This window comes from Streptomyces sp. GESEQ-4 (assembly GCF_017948455.1).
Classification (GTDB): domain Bacteria; phylum Actinomycetota; class Actinomycetes; order Streptomycetales; family Streptomycetaceae; genus Streptomyces.
Genome location: NZ_JAFFSU010000017.1, coordinates 1 through 15,477, shown reverse-complemented (window position 1 = coordinate 15,477; position 15,477 = coordinate 1). Strand labels below are relative to the sequence as shown.

Sequence of the window (15,477 nt, the reverse complement as noted above, 5' to 3'; positions counted from 1 at the left end):
GTTCCCCCACCTCGGCGGTCATCAAGGACGACGGTCACGGTCACTGACGACCGGGTGGCCGTCCTGCGCGAGAGTAACCCCGGGGCAAGGGGTGAGCGGGGAATTGTCGATCAGCTGTGACAGTCGGTCAGGTGTGACGGTCGCTCAGGTCGGGCAGTCGCTCAGGTCGGGCAGTCACTCAAGTCGGACAGGAGCGACGCCGCTCAGCCCAGCGCCCGCCCCAGCAGGTACACCGCCGGTGCCGCCGCCGCCAGCGGCAACGCGACCCCGGCCGTGAAGTGGACGAAGCGGGACGGGTAGTCGTAGCTCGCGACCCGGTGGCCGATCAGGGCGCAGCCGCCCGCAGCCGCGCCGAGGAACGCGCCGTTCGCGCCCAGACCCGTCATGCCGCCAACCGCGATGCCCGCGCCGGCCGCGGCGAGGAGGGAGACGATCACGGACGCCGGGGTGGGCAAGGGAAGAACCCGGGCCAGGATCGCCACGGCCACCGCCGCGGCGCCGACCGTGACCGCGTCCGTGTCGGCCGCGAAGTAACCGGCCGCGATGATCGACAGCGCCGCCGCGGCGACGGTCGCCATCAGGCCGTACATCCGCTCGTCCGGCTCGGCGTGCGACCGCAGTTGCAGGACCAGGGCCAGCAGCACCCACACACCGAGCGTGCCGAGGATCGCCGCGGGCGCGCGGTCGGCCGCCACCAGCGCGACATCCGCGGTCAGCGCTCCCGCGAACGCCAGCGCGATGCCCTGCCGGGCGGGCCACATCCCGTTCAGCCGGAACCAGCCCGCCGCCGTCACCGCTTGCAGCACCACGAGCGGTACGAGCAGCGCGTACGACCCGATGGCCGCCGTCCCGGACAGCAGCAGCCCCAGCAACGCCGTCAGCGCCGCCGGCTGCATCCCGGGCTCGATGATCGGCGAACGCCCCTCCAGGCGGGCCCGCTGAGCATCGGTGATGCGCGGGTTCCCGACGAGGGTGGCGGGGCCGTAGGAGGGCTCTTCCTCGGCGGCACCGGCCTCGAGGCCGCCGGGCGCACTCGCGCCACCGCTTTGGGCAGCGGTGCCGGGCTGGGCAGGGCCTTCAGCGCCGGGTGCCGTGTAAGCAGGCGCGTACTGTCCCTGCCCCTGCGGCGGCACATACGCGCCCGGCACCTGCGTGTCCCACGTCTGCCCCTGCCACTGCTGCGTGTACTGCTGGCCGGCGTGCGGATCCTCGTACGCCTGCTGCCAGTACGGGTCGTACCCCTGCGGGTACTGCCCCTCATAGGAACCTTCGTAGGAACCCTCGTGCGGCTGGTTGGTCATCTCACCCTCCTGCGAACGGCGGAAGCACCTCGACCGTCCCGCCGTCGACCAGCCGTACCGTCTCATGCCCGCGGGTGCCTACGGGGTCACCGTCGATGAGGAAGGAGCATCGCCGCAGGACGCGCGCCAGTTCGCCGGGGTGTCGCGCACGCACCGCGGCGAGCGCGTCCGCGAGGGTGTCCGCGTCGTACGGCTCCTCGGCGACCCCGGCCGCGGCCTTGGCGGCGGCCCAGTAGCGCACCGTGACCTTGGGCATGCGGTTCCTCAATCAGTCGGTCGTCAACAACGTCAGGCTAGCCCGCCTTCGCCGCCGCCCAGTCCCCGATCCGGGTCAGCAGTTCGTCCGCCGCCGCGTGCTCGGCGTGGCCCATGCCGGGCTCCAGCCAGAGTTCGCCGTGGTCACCGGCGGCCGCGGCCAGCATGTGGGGGTGGTCGACGGGAAAGTAGCCGTCGATGTCGCCGTGGACGATGAGGAGCGGCGTGGGCGCGATGTGCGGGACCGCCTCGACCGGGGAGAGAGGGACCGGGTCCCAGCCGCGATGGTAGATCCGCGTCCGGAGTCCGTAGCGGGCGGCCAGCCGGCCCTCGCGGCGGGTCACCAGCCAGTGCACGCGCCGCATCCGGGGCGTGCCCCGGTAGTACCAGCGGGCGGGAGCGCTCACCGAAACCACCGCATCCGTTCCCGCTTCCGTGCGCCCCTCGTGCTCCAGTCCGGCCGCTGCCGCCGACGTGCCGTACAGCGCCCCGTGCCGCAGCACCACCGAGCCGCCCATGGAGAAGCCGACCGTGACCACGCGCCGGTGCCCGAGCTCGCGGGCCCAGGCCACCGCGGCGGCGAGGTCGTGCACCTCGCGGTCGCCGACCGTGGAGACGCCGCCGGACCGCCCGTGGCCTCGGAAGGAGAAGGTGACGACCGCGCCGTGCCGCGCGAACGCCTGTGCCACGCGTCGCACATGCGGCTTGTCCACATCGCCGGTGAAACCGTGCGCGACGACGAACACCACATCACCGGAAGGTGGCGCCCCGGCGTCGTATACGTGCCCGCCCGGCTCGTATACGGCGTCGATCGTCACCCCGTCGAACGTGCGCAGAAACGTACGCAAAGACCCCGCCGCGTCCGTCTCGGATGCCGGACGAACGGTGGAACGTGCCACATGACCTGCCATGCCAGCCCTCATGTGGGCTATTCTGCTGGACACAGGACTCGGGCAGCGTAGCCCCCGGGTCCTTTTGTGCTTTCGGAAGCGTTGTATACGAAGCGGGAAACTCCAGGTGACCGCGGGTGTACGGGGCCTTTCGGGATCGCAGAGCAGGTGACGTACCGCACAACGTCCTCGCAGGGACCGAGGAGGAACCAGACGTATGAGTTCTCTGCTGCTCCTGACCAATGCCCTTCAGCCGTCGACCGAGGTGCTCCCCGCTCTCGGGCTGCTCCTGCACAACGTGCGGGTCGCCCCGGCCGAAGGCCCCGCCCTCGTCGACACCCCAGGTGCCGACGTCATCCTGATCGACGGCCGCCGGGACCTTCCGCAGGTGCGCAGCCTCTGCCAGCTGCTGCGCTCCACCGGCCCCGGCTGCCCCCTCATCCTCGTCGTCACCGAGGGCGGCCTCGCCGCCGTCACCGCCGACTGGGGCATCGACGACGTGCTCCTCGACACCGCCGGTCCGGCGGAGGTCGAGGCGCGGCTGCGGCTCGCCATGGGCCGTCAGCAGATCGTCAACGACGACTCCCCGATGGAGATCCGCAACGGCGATCTGTCGGTGGACGAGGCGACGTACTCCGCCAAGCTCAAGGGCCGGGTGCTCGACCTCACCTTCAAGGAGTTCGAGCTCCTCAAGTACCTCGCGCAGCACCCGGGCCGTGTCTTCACGCGCGCTCAGCTGCTCCAGGAGGTCTGGGGCTACGACTACTTCGGTGGCACCCGGACCGTCGACGTCCATGTACGACGCCTGCGCGCCAAGCTCGGACCCGAGCACGAGTCGCTGATCGGGACCGTCCGGAACGTCGGTTATCGATTCGTTACGCCGGAGAAGGCGGACCGCACGGAGCGCTCCTCCGACGAGGCGAGGGCCAAGGCGGACCAGTCAAAGCCGGAGGATGCGGACGAGACGGCCTCCCTGGACGCCACCGAGGTCACGGCCGAGGCATAGCGGACCTGTGGGCGGGCTCGCCCGCCCACAGGGACTGCCCGGACAAGCGTCTTTACGCCCTGCCCAGAGCGGGTCCATCCGCGTAGACTCCGCGCGTGGCCAAGGTGACTCGGGATGATGTGGCACGACTGGCGGGTACCTCCACCGCGGTCGTCAGCTATGTCATCAACAACGGACCCCGGCCGGTTGCCCCGGCCACGCGCGAGCGTGTCCTCGCCGCGATCAAGGAGCTGGGCTACCGGCCCGACCGGGTCGCCCAGGCCATGGCGTCGCGGCGCACGGACCTCATAGGCCTGATCGTGCCGGACGCGCGCCAGCCCTTCTTCGGAGAGATGGCGCACGCGGTCGAACAGGCCGCGTCCGAGCGCGGAAAAATGGTGCTCGTCGGGAACTCCGACTACATCGCCGAACGCGAGGTCCACTATCTGCGGGCCTTCCTCGGCATGCGCGTCTCCGGCCTGATCCTGGTCAGCCACGCGCTGAACGACAACGCGGCCGCCGAGATCGACGCCTGGGACGCCCGCGTCGTGCTGCTGCACGAGCGCCCGGAGGCCATCGACGACGTCGCCGTCGCCACGGACGACCTGGGCGGCGCCCAGCTCGCCGTACGCCACCTCCTGGAGCACGGCTACGAGTACGTCGCCTGTATGGGCGGCACCGCCGAGACCCCCGCGGTCGGCGACCCCGTCTCCGACCATGTCGAGGGCTGGCGGCGCGCGATGGACGACGCCGGGATCTCCACCGAGGGACGGCTGTTCGAAGCGCCGTACAACCGCTACGACGCCTACCACATCTCCCTCGACATCCTCTCCGGGCCCAAGCGCCCACCCGCGATCTTCTGCTCCACCGACGACCAGGCGCTCGGCCTGCTGCGCGCGGCCCGCGAGCTGCGTATCGACGTGCCGGGCGAGCTGGGCGTCATCGGCTTCGACGACATCAAGGAAGCGGCCTTCGCCGACCCGCCCATGACCACGATCTCCTCGGACCGCCCGGCCATGGCACGGGCGGCGGTGGACCTGCTCCTGGACGACGGCCTGCGGGTGGCGGGTTCGCGCCGCGAGCGGCTGAAGGTGTTTCCTTCGCGGTTGGTGGTACGGCGGTCCTGTGGGTGTGAGGCATGACGGGCCCTTGATGAGGGTTGTCTGAGAGACCTGGCCAAGCCGCCAGAGCGGCCTTTACATCGGACGAACGAGGTTCTCGCACCGTTCTCAGGGAGCACTCAGCCGGCTCTCATCGAGCGGCGACAAGCTCTGAGACATGACCGAGAGCATCCGCCGCAGCGGCGAGTACGAGAACCCCGGCGAGGGCGACCAGCAGTCGACGTACGCCCAGCAGCACGCCTCCTCCCCCGTCGACCCCGAGTGGCCGCCTCCGCCGGCGTACCAGCCGCCGGTCACGCCGTCACAGGCCGCGTATGGCTCGGCTCCGGCGCGGAAGCGCACCCGCGGCCCGTTCGCCCTCCTCGCCGCCGTGGCGATCGTCGCCGCGGCCATCGGCGGCGGTACGGCATACGGCATCCAGGAGCTGTCCGGCACCGACACGGTGACCTCCTCCAGCGCCACCACCAACGTCGTGCCGTCCAGCCAGAAGGGCACGGTCGCCGGGGTCGCCGCGGCGGTCAGCCCGAGCATCGTCGAGATCAACGCCACCTCCAACGCCGGTGAGTCCACCGGTTCCGGCGTGATCATCACCAGCGACGGCGAGATCATCACCAACAACCACGTCGTCTCCGGCGCCTCGTCGATCAAGGTGAGCACCAGCGACGGCAAGACGTACACCGCGAAGGTCGTCGGCACCGACAGCAAGAAGGACCTGGCGCTGATCAAGCTGGAGGACGCGTCCGGCCTCAAGGCGGCCACCCTCGGCAACTCCGACGGGGTGCAGGTCGGCGACACGGTCGTGGCGATCGGCTCCCCCGAGGGCCTGACCGGCACGGTCACCAGCGGCATCGTCTCCGCGCTCGACCGGGACGTGACGGTCTCGACGGACGAGAGCCAGGGGCAGCAGGGCGGCGGCAGCGGGCAGTGGCCGTTCGAGTTCGGCGGCCAGCAGTTCAACGGCGACACCGGTTCGTCCACGACGACGTACAAGGCGCTCCAGACGGACGCGTCCCTGAACCCCGGGAACTCCGGCGGCGCCCTGATCGACATGAACGGCAACATCATCGGCATCAACTCGGCGATGTACTCCGCCGCGGACGCGACGTCGTCGAGCGCCGGCAGTGTCGGCCTCGGCTTCGCCATCCCGATCAACACCGTCAAGTCCGACCTGGCCACGCTGCGCGCGGGCTCCACCGACTAGGAGTACGGCATGATCCAGCAGGTTTCCCACACGGTGACCGGCGCCGACCCGGCCGGTTTCGCCCTGGCCGTCGAGGTGGCGTACGCGCTGCACGCGCCGGTGCCGCGGGCGCCGGAGGTGGCGGCGAGCGGCGCCCGGACCCGCCGTACGGCGTCCGCGTCCCGCACCCGCCGCCGTACCGTACGAGGCTGAAAGCGTGCGACGCTGAGATCCGTCAGTCCCACGCCCTACCACATCTTCTGAGGAACCCGAGCCCATGAGCCCCGCCGACGGCGACCGTGACCCCCAGCGCATCCTGATCGTCGACGACGAGCCGGCGGTACGCGAAGCACTCCAGCGCAGCCTCGCCTTCGAGGGGTACGGCACGGAGGTCGCGGTCGACGGCGCGGACGCGCTCGAGAAGGCGACGCTGTACAAGCCGGACCTGGTGGTCCTGGACATCCAGATGCCGAGGATGGACGGCTTGACGGCCGCCCGCCGCATCCGCGGCGCCGGCGACACGACCCCGATCCTCATGCTCACGGCCCGCGACACGGTCGGCGACCGCGTGACCGGCCTCGACGCCGGCGCCGACGACTACCTCGTCAAGCCCTTCGAACTCGACGAACTCTTCGCCCGCGTCCGCGCGCTGCTGCGCCGCAGCTCGTTCGCGGCCGCGGCAGGGGCGGGTGCCGCCCAGGACGACGAGGCGTTGACCTTCGCCGACCTGCGGATGGACCTGGCCACGCGCGAGGTGACGCGGGGTGGGCGCCCGGTGGAACTGACCCGCACCGAATTCACGCTCCTGGAGATGTTCATGGCACATCCACGCCAGGTGCTGACCCGCGAGCAGATCCTGAAGTCGGTCTGGGGCTTCGACTTCGAGCCGTCCTCCAACTCCCTCGACGTGTACGTGATGTACCTGCGCCGCAAGACGGAGGCGGGCGGCGAGCCCCGGCTCGTGCACACGGTGCGTGGGGTGGGGTATGTGCTGCGTCAGGGTGGGGCCGAGTGAGCAAGGTTCTGCGGCGGTTCCGGTCGCTGCCGATTCGCGCGCGACTGGCGATGCTGGTGGCGGCGGCGGTGGCTTTTGGGGTGGCGGCGGTTTCGGTCACCTGTTGGTTCATCGTGCAGGGGAAGACGTATGAGCAGGTGGACACGCGGCTCGACAGTGCGGAGTTCAAGCTGACCGAGCGGCAGGTCACGGCTTTGCTGGCCGCCTGTCCTCAGGAGGTCACTGATACCGATGTGTCCAACGAGATGCGCCCCCGGGACTATTACGTTCAGGTGGTGAAGTCGGACGGAACGGTCTGTGTGTTCACCAACTCAGCAGGCGTCCTGAAAGCCACAGCCCGGGACGAGGACATGGCCGCGTACCCCGAGCCAGGCGTGCGTACCTTCCACAACACCACCGACACGGACGGCAACGACGTACGGGTACGAACGACGCCCCTCATCGTTGGCTTGGGCCCCGACGCTCAGGTCTACCCTGACGTCGCTCTGCAGGTCGGGCTGTCCCTCAAAGCAACCCAGGACACACTCAACGACCTCGCCCTCATCCTCCTCCTCGTCTCCGGCATCGGAGTCGTCGGCGCCGGTGCCGCCGGTCTCGCAGTCGCCCGCGCAGGCCTACGCCCCGTCGACAAGCTCACCGAAGCCGTCGAACACGTAGCCCGCACCGAAGACCTGACCGTCCGCATCCCCGTGAAGGACGACGCCGAAGACGAAGTCGCCCGTCTCTCCCGCTCCTTCAACTCGATGACATCCTCCCTGGCCAGCTCCCGCGACCTGCAACAACAGCTCATCGCAGACGCCGGCCACGAGCTCCGCACCCCCCTCACCTCCCTCCGCACGAACATCGAACTCCTCACCCGCAGCGAGGAGACCGGCCGCCCGATCCCGGAGGCGGATCGCAAGGCACTGATGTCCTCGGTGAAGGCACAGATGACCGAACTGGCTGCCCTGATAGGCGACTTGCAGGAACTGTCCCGCTCGGCGGGCCAGCGCGGCGAGCGCGTCCAGGTGATTTCCTTGGAGGACGCGGTGGAGTCGGCCCTGCGCCGCGCACGGCTCCGCGGGCCGGAGCTGACGATCACGGCGGACCTTCAGCCCTGGTACGTACGAGCGGAACCGGCGGCGCTGGAACGCGCTGTCGTCAACATCCTCGACAACGCGGTGAAGTTCAGCCCTGAGGGCAGCACGGTCGAGGTCCAGCTCGCGTCCGGCACCCTCACGGTCCGCGACCACGGCCCCGGCATCCCCGCCGAGGAACTCCCCCACGTCTTCGACCGCTTCTGGCGCTCCCCGAGCGCACGGGCACTGCCGGGCTCGGGGCTGGGCCTGTCGATCGTGGCGCGTACGGTGCAGCAGGCGGGCGGCGAGGTGACCCTGAGCCACGCCGAGGGCGGCGGCACCATCGCGACCGTACGACTGCCGGGGGCGCCGACGCCTCCACCGGAGAGCCCGTCCAGCGCCTCGGGGTGACGACGAGGCCGCCGTGGCCGCCAATTGCACGACGGCTTCACCGCTCAGTTTCGAAGGCCCGGCAGGCAGCGGCACGATCACGACGTTCCGATGACCCGGTACGTCCATCACCCCGTCGGAAATCCCCTGACGGGACGGCCTGGGCCAAGGCAGGCACCGCTGATCTCAGGGCTACTTTCGGCCATCCCCGAGTCCTCAGAAGTTGCTAAAGATTCAATCACCCCTGTTATCTTCCGATCGCTTCTGATGCTGCTGGGTCCCCTGTGACGCCTCGTGCTCACTGCTGCCGGCATCGCCCCCCACTTCACGATCAGAAGAGCAGGAGCATGCCCATGAGCCATGCGCTCACGTCTGTCCTGAACAAGGCCGCCCTGAAAAGGGGTCTCCTGAAGAAGGGCGCCCTGACCGCCGCCTCCGCCGCCCTCGCCCTGGCCGCCGTCGTCACCGGTGCCGGCACCGCCCAGGCCGGACCGGCTGGTGCGCAGAACGTCCGCGGGGTGGATCCCGGTGACACCGACCGGATGCTGGACCGGCTCTGCGGTCAGGAGACGAGCCTGACAGGGGTCTATGGGGCCCTCAACGTCGAGACCGGGGAGTTCAAGACGCAGGACGAGTATCTGAACGACGTCATCCCGCTGTGGGAGCCGATCGGCCCGTGGGAGACCTTCCGGGGCTGGTGCGGTTACGGGCAGGCCTCTACCTGGTCCATCAAGGGCGAGCCCGTGCGCACGTCCGAGTGGACCGGCAACCACGGCACGACGGAGGACAAGGTGACCTTCGTCAGCGGCTACAGCACCAAGACGTCCGTCAAGAAGAGCGTCGGCGCCAACATCAGCCTCTCCGTCGCCAAGAGCATCTTCTCGGGCACCGCGGGCGGCAGCTTCAGCTACGAGTGGGGCTGGGAGAAGACCTCGTCCTTCGAGCGGCGGAGTGAGAAGTCCATTCCGCCGTGCACCCAGGTCGCGACGACCTGGACGCCGTACCAGCGCGTTGTCCGTGTCAACCCGGTCTTCTATGTCGAGGACTACGAGTGGAACAAGACCGGCGACGACCGCGTCACCGCGCACACCTGGCGCGGCCGGGACGCCAGCTGGAAGACGATCTACTCGCACGGCTACTACATCGACGGCATCTCCGACAAGCTCCTCCCCAACGGCCAGCCCGACGGCCGTGAGGACAAGTGGCAGGAGAACCTCGACCCCAAGTCCTGCGCCAAGTAAAGGAAACCGACGCGCAGGCAACCAGGGCGGTTCCTCTCATCCGTGACGGCGGCCGCGCTGCATCGCGCGGCCGCCGCCTAGCCGGTACGGCCGAGGCGTTCGAGCACCCACCGTCTGCCTTCCTGGAGCCAGGAAGCGTCCGGCGAGGTCTTGAGGCTCTCGTCGTAGCAGGCCAATGACTCCTCCAGACGTCCGAGTGCCGCCAAGGCGACCCCCTTCATCCCCTCGGCTCTGGCCGCCATGGCGTCATCGGGTGCCGCAGCGAGGGCGCGGTCGGCGCAGGTGAGTGCTTCCTCGTGCCGGTCCAGCGCACTCAGCGCCAAGCACTTCTTGTACCAGCAGTCCGCCGCCCCCGCGTCGAGCGCGATGGCGCGGTCGTAGCAGGGCAGGGCCTCGTCCTGACGGCCGAGCGCACACAGGACGTCGGCCTTGTTCTGCCACGCCTCGGGCAGCTCGGGGTCCAGCTCGATCGCCTGCTCGTAGCAGGCCAGCTCCTCCTCGTCGCGCCCGTGCAGGGCCCAGTGGATCGAGCCCTTGTAGACCAGCACGCCGGCCCAGTCCTCACCCGTCCGCCGAAGTTCCTCGCAGCACTCCTCGGCCCGCTCGTACTGCCCGAGATCGAAGGCGGCCCGCAGGATGTTCCAGCGCACGTCCGCGTCGTCCGGGTCGATCTCGGCTGCCTGCTCCAGAACCTCCATGGCCTCGGCCGGACGTCCCAGCACCAGCAGCACGCATCCCTTCTCCAGGAGGGCCGGGACGTAACGGGGCGCGACGGAGAAAGCTCGGTCCAGGTCCACCAGCGCGTCGGCCTGCCGGTTCTGCCGCCGACGCAGCAGGGCCCGGCCGAGGAGGCAGTTCTGGTCGCGCGGCCGCAGCTCCAGAGTTCGGGCGTAGGCCTGCTCCGCTTCCCCGAGGCGGCCCAACTCCCGCAGCGCCACCGCCTTGCCGTTCCACAACTTCCCGTCGTCGGGCCAGATCGCCAACCCCTCGGTGTAGCAGGTGAGTTGGTCTTCGTGGCGGCCCAGCTCACCCAGGACCCAGCCGGTGCTCACCCACGCGCCGACGTCTGTGGGATCGAGCTCCCGCCATCGCTCGAAGCAGGGCAGGGCCTCCTCCAGGCGGTCGAGCTTGTTGAGGATTCCGCCCTTCTGTTCCCACAGCGTGGGCTCGTCCGGCAGGGCTTGCGTGGCACGGTCGATCCACGCGAGCGCCTCGTCGGGCCGGCCCAGCTCCCGCAGGACGACGGACTTCCACTTCCAGGCCACGGTGTAGTCCGGAAGGAGCTCGACGGCACGGTCGTAGCAAGGCAGGGTCTCCTGCGCGCGGCCGAGCGCATACAGGGCCCCGGCCTTGCTGAACCACGCCCAGGCCGAGTCCGGATCGAGCTCGAGCGCACGCTCGTAGCAGGCCAGCTCCTTCTCGTCGTTCCCGTGGAGATCGGCGTGTATCGCCCCTTCGTGCACCAGCAGTTCGACGGTGTCCCCGCCCAGCAGCCGTGCCTTCTCCATGTACTCCAGGGCCTGCTCGTAGCGCTCCAGCCGGTAGGCCGCGCGCATCAGGTTCGACCAGACGCCCGCGTCGTCCGGCTCCATCTCGGCCGCCCGCTCCAGGACCTCGACGGCCTCAGCCGGACGTGACAGATCCAGCAGCGCGAGCGCCTTGTTGTAGTGCGCTTTGAAAAAGCGGGGGGCGATGCTCAGCGCCCGGTCGAGGTCCACCAGCGACTCGGCATGCCGATTCTGCCGACTTCGCAGCAGGGCCCGGTCCAGCAGAAAGTTCTGGTCGCGCGGCCGCAGCTCCAGGGCCCGGTCGAACGCCTCCTCCGCTTCCCCGAAGCGGTCCAGCTCCTGCAGTGCGCCCGCCCTGCCTCCCCAGGCATGAGCCATGTCGGACCGGAGCTCCAGAGCACGGTCGTAGCACGCCAGAGCTTCCTCGCTCCGCTCCAGGCTGCGGAGAAGGTTCCCCCTGTTCAGCCACGCGCTCGGCTCGTCCGGGTTCAGCTCGACGCTGCGGTCGTACGCGGCCAGCGCTTCGTCGGTCCTGCGCGAGCCGCCCAGGGACATGCCGCGCACCTGCCACAGCTTGCCGCGGACGACGTCGCCGTCCCCGTTCTGCTCGGCCGTCTCCAAGCCCTGCTGCACCGCGTCCAATGCCTCGTCGTAGCAGTGCAGTTGGTGCAGCCCCACCGCTTTGGACAGCCAGCCCTCGGCGGTGAGCCGCGCCGGCTTCGAGGGCGCCGGTGCCGGGCGGTCCAGCACCTCCCGGTACACCCCGTCCAGCAGCTCGCGCACCGCGGCGAAGTCCGGTGGCCGGTCATCTCGATCCGGCTCGGTGCACGCGCGGATCAGCTGGTAGAGCCGGGTACGGCGGGTGCGTAGGCCGGCGGTGCGGTCGATGTACGCCTTCGCCCGCCCGTTCCCGGGCGGCAGCGCGCCGGTGACCATCTGGAAGAGCACCACGCCGAACGCGTACACGTCGGCACGGGTGTCCAGCACGGCTCCGGGGACGAACTGCTCGGGGGCCATGTAGCGCGGCGTGCCGGCCACCGTCGTGTACAACGCCTGCGCGTCCGCCGGCAGCTCGCCCAGGCCGGGAAGTTCGGCCTCGCCGGACTCGAAGGCACGGGCCAGTCCGAAGTCGGTCACCCACAGCGTCTCGTCCCCGGTCAGCAGGCAGTTCGCCGGTTTCACGTCCCGGTGCACCAGGCCCAGCTGGTCGTGGGCGTGGCGCAGCCCGTCGCACAGGTGCCGGGCGAACCGCAGCGCCTTCGCCGGCGGCAGTGCGCCGTCCGCCATCAGCCCGGCCAGATCGCCGCCCTCGGCGTATTCGGTGACCACACAGGGCAGGTTCTCGATCCACTCCACATGGTCGGCGGGGGCGACGTGCCGGTGCGGGGGCAGCCGTACCCAGGTCAGCGCTTCGCGCTCGAACCGGGCCCGGTCCGCGTCGCTCCACAGCAGGCGGGTGTCGTAGGTCTTGAGCACCTTGCGCTCGCCGGTGTCGCTGCTGCGGACCACGTACACGACACCGAATCCGCCGCGGCGCACGTCCAGCACGGTCCAGTGGCCGACGTGCCGGTGACTGCCGAGGCGCTGGCCGACCCGGAAGTTCTCCCGCGCGTGCTGGTCGGGGCGCATGCCGTGCAGGCCGGCCTCGGCAGCCGCACAGTCCGGGTCGATGGACAGGGCCTGAACGTAGGCGCGGCGCGCCATCCCGGTACGTCCGAGTCCGCGCAAGGCGCCGGCAAGCTCGACGTGCGCCACGGCCCGGTCCGGGCGCAGCGCCACGGCCTCCCCCAGCAGCCGCCCGGCCTCCTCGAACCGCCCGGCGGCCAGCGCGGCGCGGCCCAGCGCGACGAAGCGTTCGTAGTCGGGTTCGGCGTCGATGGTGTCCATGGCCCTGTACCCCCGCTGTGCTGTCATGTTTTCCGCGGTCCTGCAAGAGGACCGCACCCCAAGTCCTGCGCCGAGTAAAGGGTTTCAACCCGGCAACCTTTCCGTGCGGTGCGGCAACCGATCTCTCGGACCCCATCCCCCCGCACGGAACGGATCGCCGTATGAGTGAGCAGCACAGCAAGCCCCGTCACCGCAGAAGCCGCAAGGCCCTGGCCGTCGGTGTCCCGCTCGCCCTCACCGCCGCCGGAAGCCTCGCGTACGGCACGGACCTCGGCCTCTTCGGTGAGGACGCGCAGAGCACGGCCTCCGCCGCCGCGCCCGCCTGGGCCACCGCCACCGCCGACGGCTTCGCCTCGGTCAACTCGCTGGGGCAGAACGGGACTTATGGCGGGCGGGACGGCAAGACCGTCACCGTGAAGACGCTTGCGGACCTGGAGAAGTACGCGACCGCCGCCGAGCCGTACGTCATCGTCGTCGCGGCGACCATCAACATGAATCCCGTCGGGAAAGAGATCAAGGTCGCGTCCGACAAGACCATCGTCGGGGCCGGGACCTCGGGGCACATCGTCGGCGGCGGCTTCTTCCTCGGGTCCGGGGTTCACAACGTGATCATCCGGAACCTGACCATCCGGGACGCCTACCAGGGCATCTGGAACGACAAGGACCACGACTTCGACGCCGTCCAGATGGACGGTGCCCACCACGTCTGGATCGACCACAACGATCTGCGGCACATGGCCGACGGGCTCATCGACGTCCGCAAGGACAGCACCAACGTCACCGTGTCCTGGAACAAGCTCAGCCAGAACAACAAGACCTTCGGCATCGGCTGGACCGAGAACGTCAAGACGGACATCACCATCCACCACAACTGGATCCGAGAGACCGAGCAGCGCAACCCCTCGACGGACAACGCCGCTCACGCGCACCTCTACAACAACTTCCTGGAGGACGTGGCCGGGACGGACATCAAGTCCTCGTACGGCAACTACGCGCGCGGCAAGACCAAAATGGTCCTGGAGAACTCCTCCTTCCAGGGCATCAACAACCCCGTCATCAAGGACAGCACCGCGAGCATCGTGCAACGTGGGAACGTCTTCTCCGGGACCAGTGGACGCAACGAGAGCGGAGGCACCGCCTTTGATCCGAAGACCTACTACGGGTACACGCTCGACCAGGCCGCGGACGTCCCGAACCTCCTCAAGTCCGGTGCCGGGCCCCGCGGTTCCATCGGCACGACGAGCGCCTCGACGACCGCTGCCGCAGCGACCACCCTCACCGTCGCCGCCGACGGGTCCGGCCAGTACCGGACCGTCCAGGCCGCCGTGAACGCCGTACCCGCAGGCAACGCCTCCCGGGTCGTGATCTCGGTGAAGCCGGGGACGTACCGCGAGGTCGTCAAGGTCCCGGCCAACAAGCCGCACGTCACCATCCAGGGCAGCGGCGGCAGCCGTAAGGACACGGTGATCGTCTACGGCAACGCGGCCGGGATGCAGAAGCCAGACGGGTCGGGGACGTACGGCACTCCGGGCAGCGCGACGATGTCCATCCAGTCGGACGACTCCCAGGTCCGCAATCTGACCGTCACCAACGACTTCGACGAGGCCGCCAACCAGTCCCTCTCCGGCCACCAGGCGGTCGCCCTGCTGACCCAGGCCGACAAGGTCGTCCTCGACTCGCTGATCGTCAACGGCGACCAGGACACGCTGGAGCTGGAGACCGCCGCCAAGGACAAGCCCGGCCGGGTCTACGTCAGCAACTCCTACATCAGCGGCAACGTCGACTTCATCTTCGGCCGGGCCACGGTCGTCGTCGACAAGTCCGTCATCACACTGAAGAAGCGCTGGAACGGTACGTCGGCCGGGTACGTCACCGCCCCGAGCACGCCGGCGAACCGCAAGGGCATCCTCATCAACCGCTCGGCGGTCAACGGCGACGTCTCCGCGGCCTCCTTCTTCCTCGGCCGCAACTGGCACCCGGGCGGAGACACCACCGTCGACCCGCAGACGACCGTACGGAACTCCACGCTGAGCGCCGCGATCAAGTCGGCCCCCTGGTCCGACATGGGCGGCTTCTCCTGGAAGGACGACCGGTTCGCCGAGTACAAGAACACCGGCCCGGGCGCGGGCACCGCGAGCAGCGACCGCCCGCAGCTGACCGACGCCCAGGCCGCCGGCCAGGAGGTCGCGGACTGGCTCGGCGACTGGACGCCGACGGCGTCCTGACATGATGTTCAGCCGGAACTTGCCCGGCCGATGGACAGGCCCGACCCCTCCAGCCGCACCCTGATCCCGTCCTCCTCCACCCGCACGTCCCGCAGCCGCAGTTCCCCGCTCGGCGGCTTCGGGAGTTCGAAGCCCAGCGACAGCTGGTCGGCGAGGACCGGGCGGGTCAGGCGGGGCAGGGCGTCCAGGAGAGCGGGGTCGAAGCCCAGCAGCTTCAGGAGCTGGGGGTGGGCGAGGGCGAGGTCGATGAGGTTGAGGCCCATCGCCTGGCGGGCGAAGCGCGCGGAGCCGGTCAGCTCGGCGAGCTTGGAGTCGTCGCGCAGGGCCTCGCGTACGGCGGAGTCCGGCACGCCCAGGCGGCGTACGACCGCCGGGACGGACAGCAGCGCCTTCGCCTTGCGTGTCTCGCGGGTGAGGCGGG

At 69.8% G+C, this 15,477-nt stretch carries 12 protein-coding genes and 1 pseudogene; 8 read left to right on the top strand and 5 right to left on the bottom strand.

Annotated elements, in window-relative coordinates; genetic code table 11:
• Nucleotides 1–203: 203 nt before the first annotated feature.
• The 3 genes from KCH48_RS28320 to KCH48_RS28310 are packed head-to-tail and all read right to left on the bottom strand — an operon-like array spanning nucleotide 204 to nucleotide 2,479.
• Complete coding sequence (locus KCH48_RS28320) at nucleotides 204–1,301, bottom strand: hypothetical protein (RefSeq protein WP_210577735.1); 1,098 nt, start codon at nucleotides 1,299–1,301, stop codon at nucleotides 204–206.
• A gap of 1 nt (nucleotide 1,302) precedes the next feature.
• Nucleotides 1,303–1,557, bottom strand: coding sequence for a MoaD/ThiS family protein (locus KCH48_RS28315; protein ID WP_210577734.1), 255 nt, complete (start codon nucleotides 1,555–1,557; stop codon nucleotides 1,303–1,305).
• Nucleotides 1,558–1,594: 37 nt separating this feature from the next.
• Nucleotides 1,595–2,479 carry a S9 family peptidase gene (locus KCH48_RS28310; RefSeq protein ID WP_210577733.1) on the bottom strand — a complete coding sequence of 295 codons (885 nt, stop codon included), beginning with the start codon at nucleotides 2,477–2,479 and terminating at the stop codon, nucleotides 1,595–1,597.
• Nucleotides 2,480–2,663: 184 nt separating this feature from the next.
• On the opposite strand from KCH48_RS28310, the gene KCH48_RS28305 reads away from it, so the two are divergent.
• The 7 genes from KCH48_RS28305 to KCH48_RS28275 all read left to right on the top strand — a co-directional run bounded on the left by KCH48_RS28305 (nucleotide 2,664) and on the right by KCH48_RS28275 (nucleotide 9,436).
• Nucleotides 2,664–3,452 (top strand): response regulator transcription factor, encoded by a 789-nt coding sequence (locus KCH48_RS28305; RefSeq protein WP_210577732.1) that lies wholly within the window; start codon nucleotides 2,664–2,666, stop codon nucleotides 3,450–3,452.
• 95 nt (nucleotides 3,453–3,547) lie between these two features.
• Nucleotides 3,548–4,573: a LacI family DNA-binding transcriptional regulator gene (locus KCH48_RS28300; RefSeq protein WP_210577731.1), complete on the top strand. Its 1,026-nt coding sequence runs from the start codon at nucleotides 3,548–3,550 to the stop codon at nucleotides 4,571–4,573.
• Nucleotides 4,574–4,709: 136 nt separating this feature from the next.
• Complete coding sequence (locus KCH48_RS28295) at nucleotides 4,710–5,753, top strand: S1C family serine protease (protein WP_210577730.1); 1,044 nt, start codon at nucleotides 4,710–4,712, stop codon at nucleotides 5,751–5,753.
• A gap of 9 nt (nucleotides 5,754–5,762) precedes the next feature.
• Entirely contained in the window at nucleotides 5,763–5,945 is a 183-nt protein-coding gene (locus tag KCH48_RS28290) for a hypothetical protein (RefSeq protein WP_210577729.1), read from the top strand.
• A 64-nt stretch (nucleotides 5,946–6,009) separates the two neighbouring features.
• On the top strand, nucleotides 6,010–6,747 hold the full coding sequence (locus KCH48_RS28285; protein ID WP_210577728.1) for a response regulator transcription factor: 738 nt from the start codon (nucleotides 6,010–6,012) through the stop codon (nucleotides 6,745–6,747).
• On the top strand, nucleotides 6,744–8,216 hold the full coding sequence (locus tag KCH48_RS28280; protein WP_210577727.1) for a cell wall metabolism sensor histidine kinase WalK: 1,473 nt from the start codon (nucleotides 6,744–6,746) through the stop codon (nucleotides 8,214–8,216). The genes KCH48_RS28285 and KCH48_RS28280 overlap by 4 nt, the downstream gene beginning before the upstream one ends.
• 332 nt (nucleotides 8,217–8,548) lie before the next feature.
• Nucleotides 8,549–9,436: a hypothetical protein gene (locus KCH48_RS28275; RefSeq protein WP_210577726.1), complete on the top strand. Its 888-nt coding sequence runs from the start codon at nucleotides 8,549–8,551 to the stop codon at nucleotides 9,434–9,436.
• Between the two features lie 77 nt (nucleotides 9,437–9,513).
• On the opposite strand, the gene KCH48_RS28270 is transcribed toward KCH48_RS28275, so the two are convergent.
• The gene (locus KCH48_RS28270; RefSeq protein WP_210577725.1) at nucleotides 9,514–12,831 is read right to left on the bottom strand and encodes a serine/threonine-protein kinase; all 3,318 of its coding nucleotides are present in this window, start codon (nucleotides 12,829–12,831) and stop codon (nucleotides 9,514–9,516) included.
• A 161-nt stretch (nucleotides 12,832–12,992) separates the two neighbouring features.
• Between KCH48_RS28270 and KCH48_RS28265 the strand changes: the two genes are divergently transcribed.
• On the top strand, nucleotides 12,993–15,056 hold the full coding sequence (locus tag KCH48_RS28265) for a pectinesterase family protein (protein WP_210577724.1): 2,064 nt from the start codon (nucleotides 12,993–12,995) through the stop codon (nucleotides 15,054–15,056).
• A gap of 8 nt (nucleotides 15,057–15,064) precedes the next feature.
• On the opposite strand, the pseudogene KCH48_RS28260 reads toward KCH48_RS28265, so the two are convergent.
• A pseudogene (locus KCH48_RS28260) lies at nucleotides 15,065–15,477 on the bottom strand (DUF2993 domain-containing protein); the annotation flags it as partial.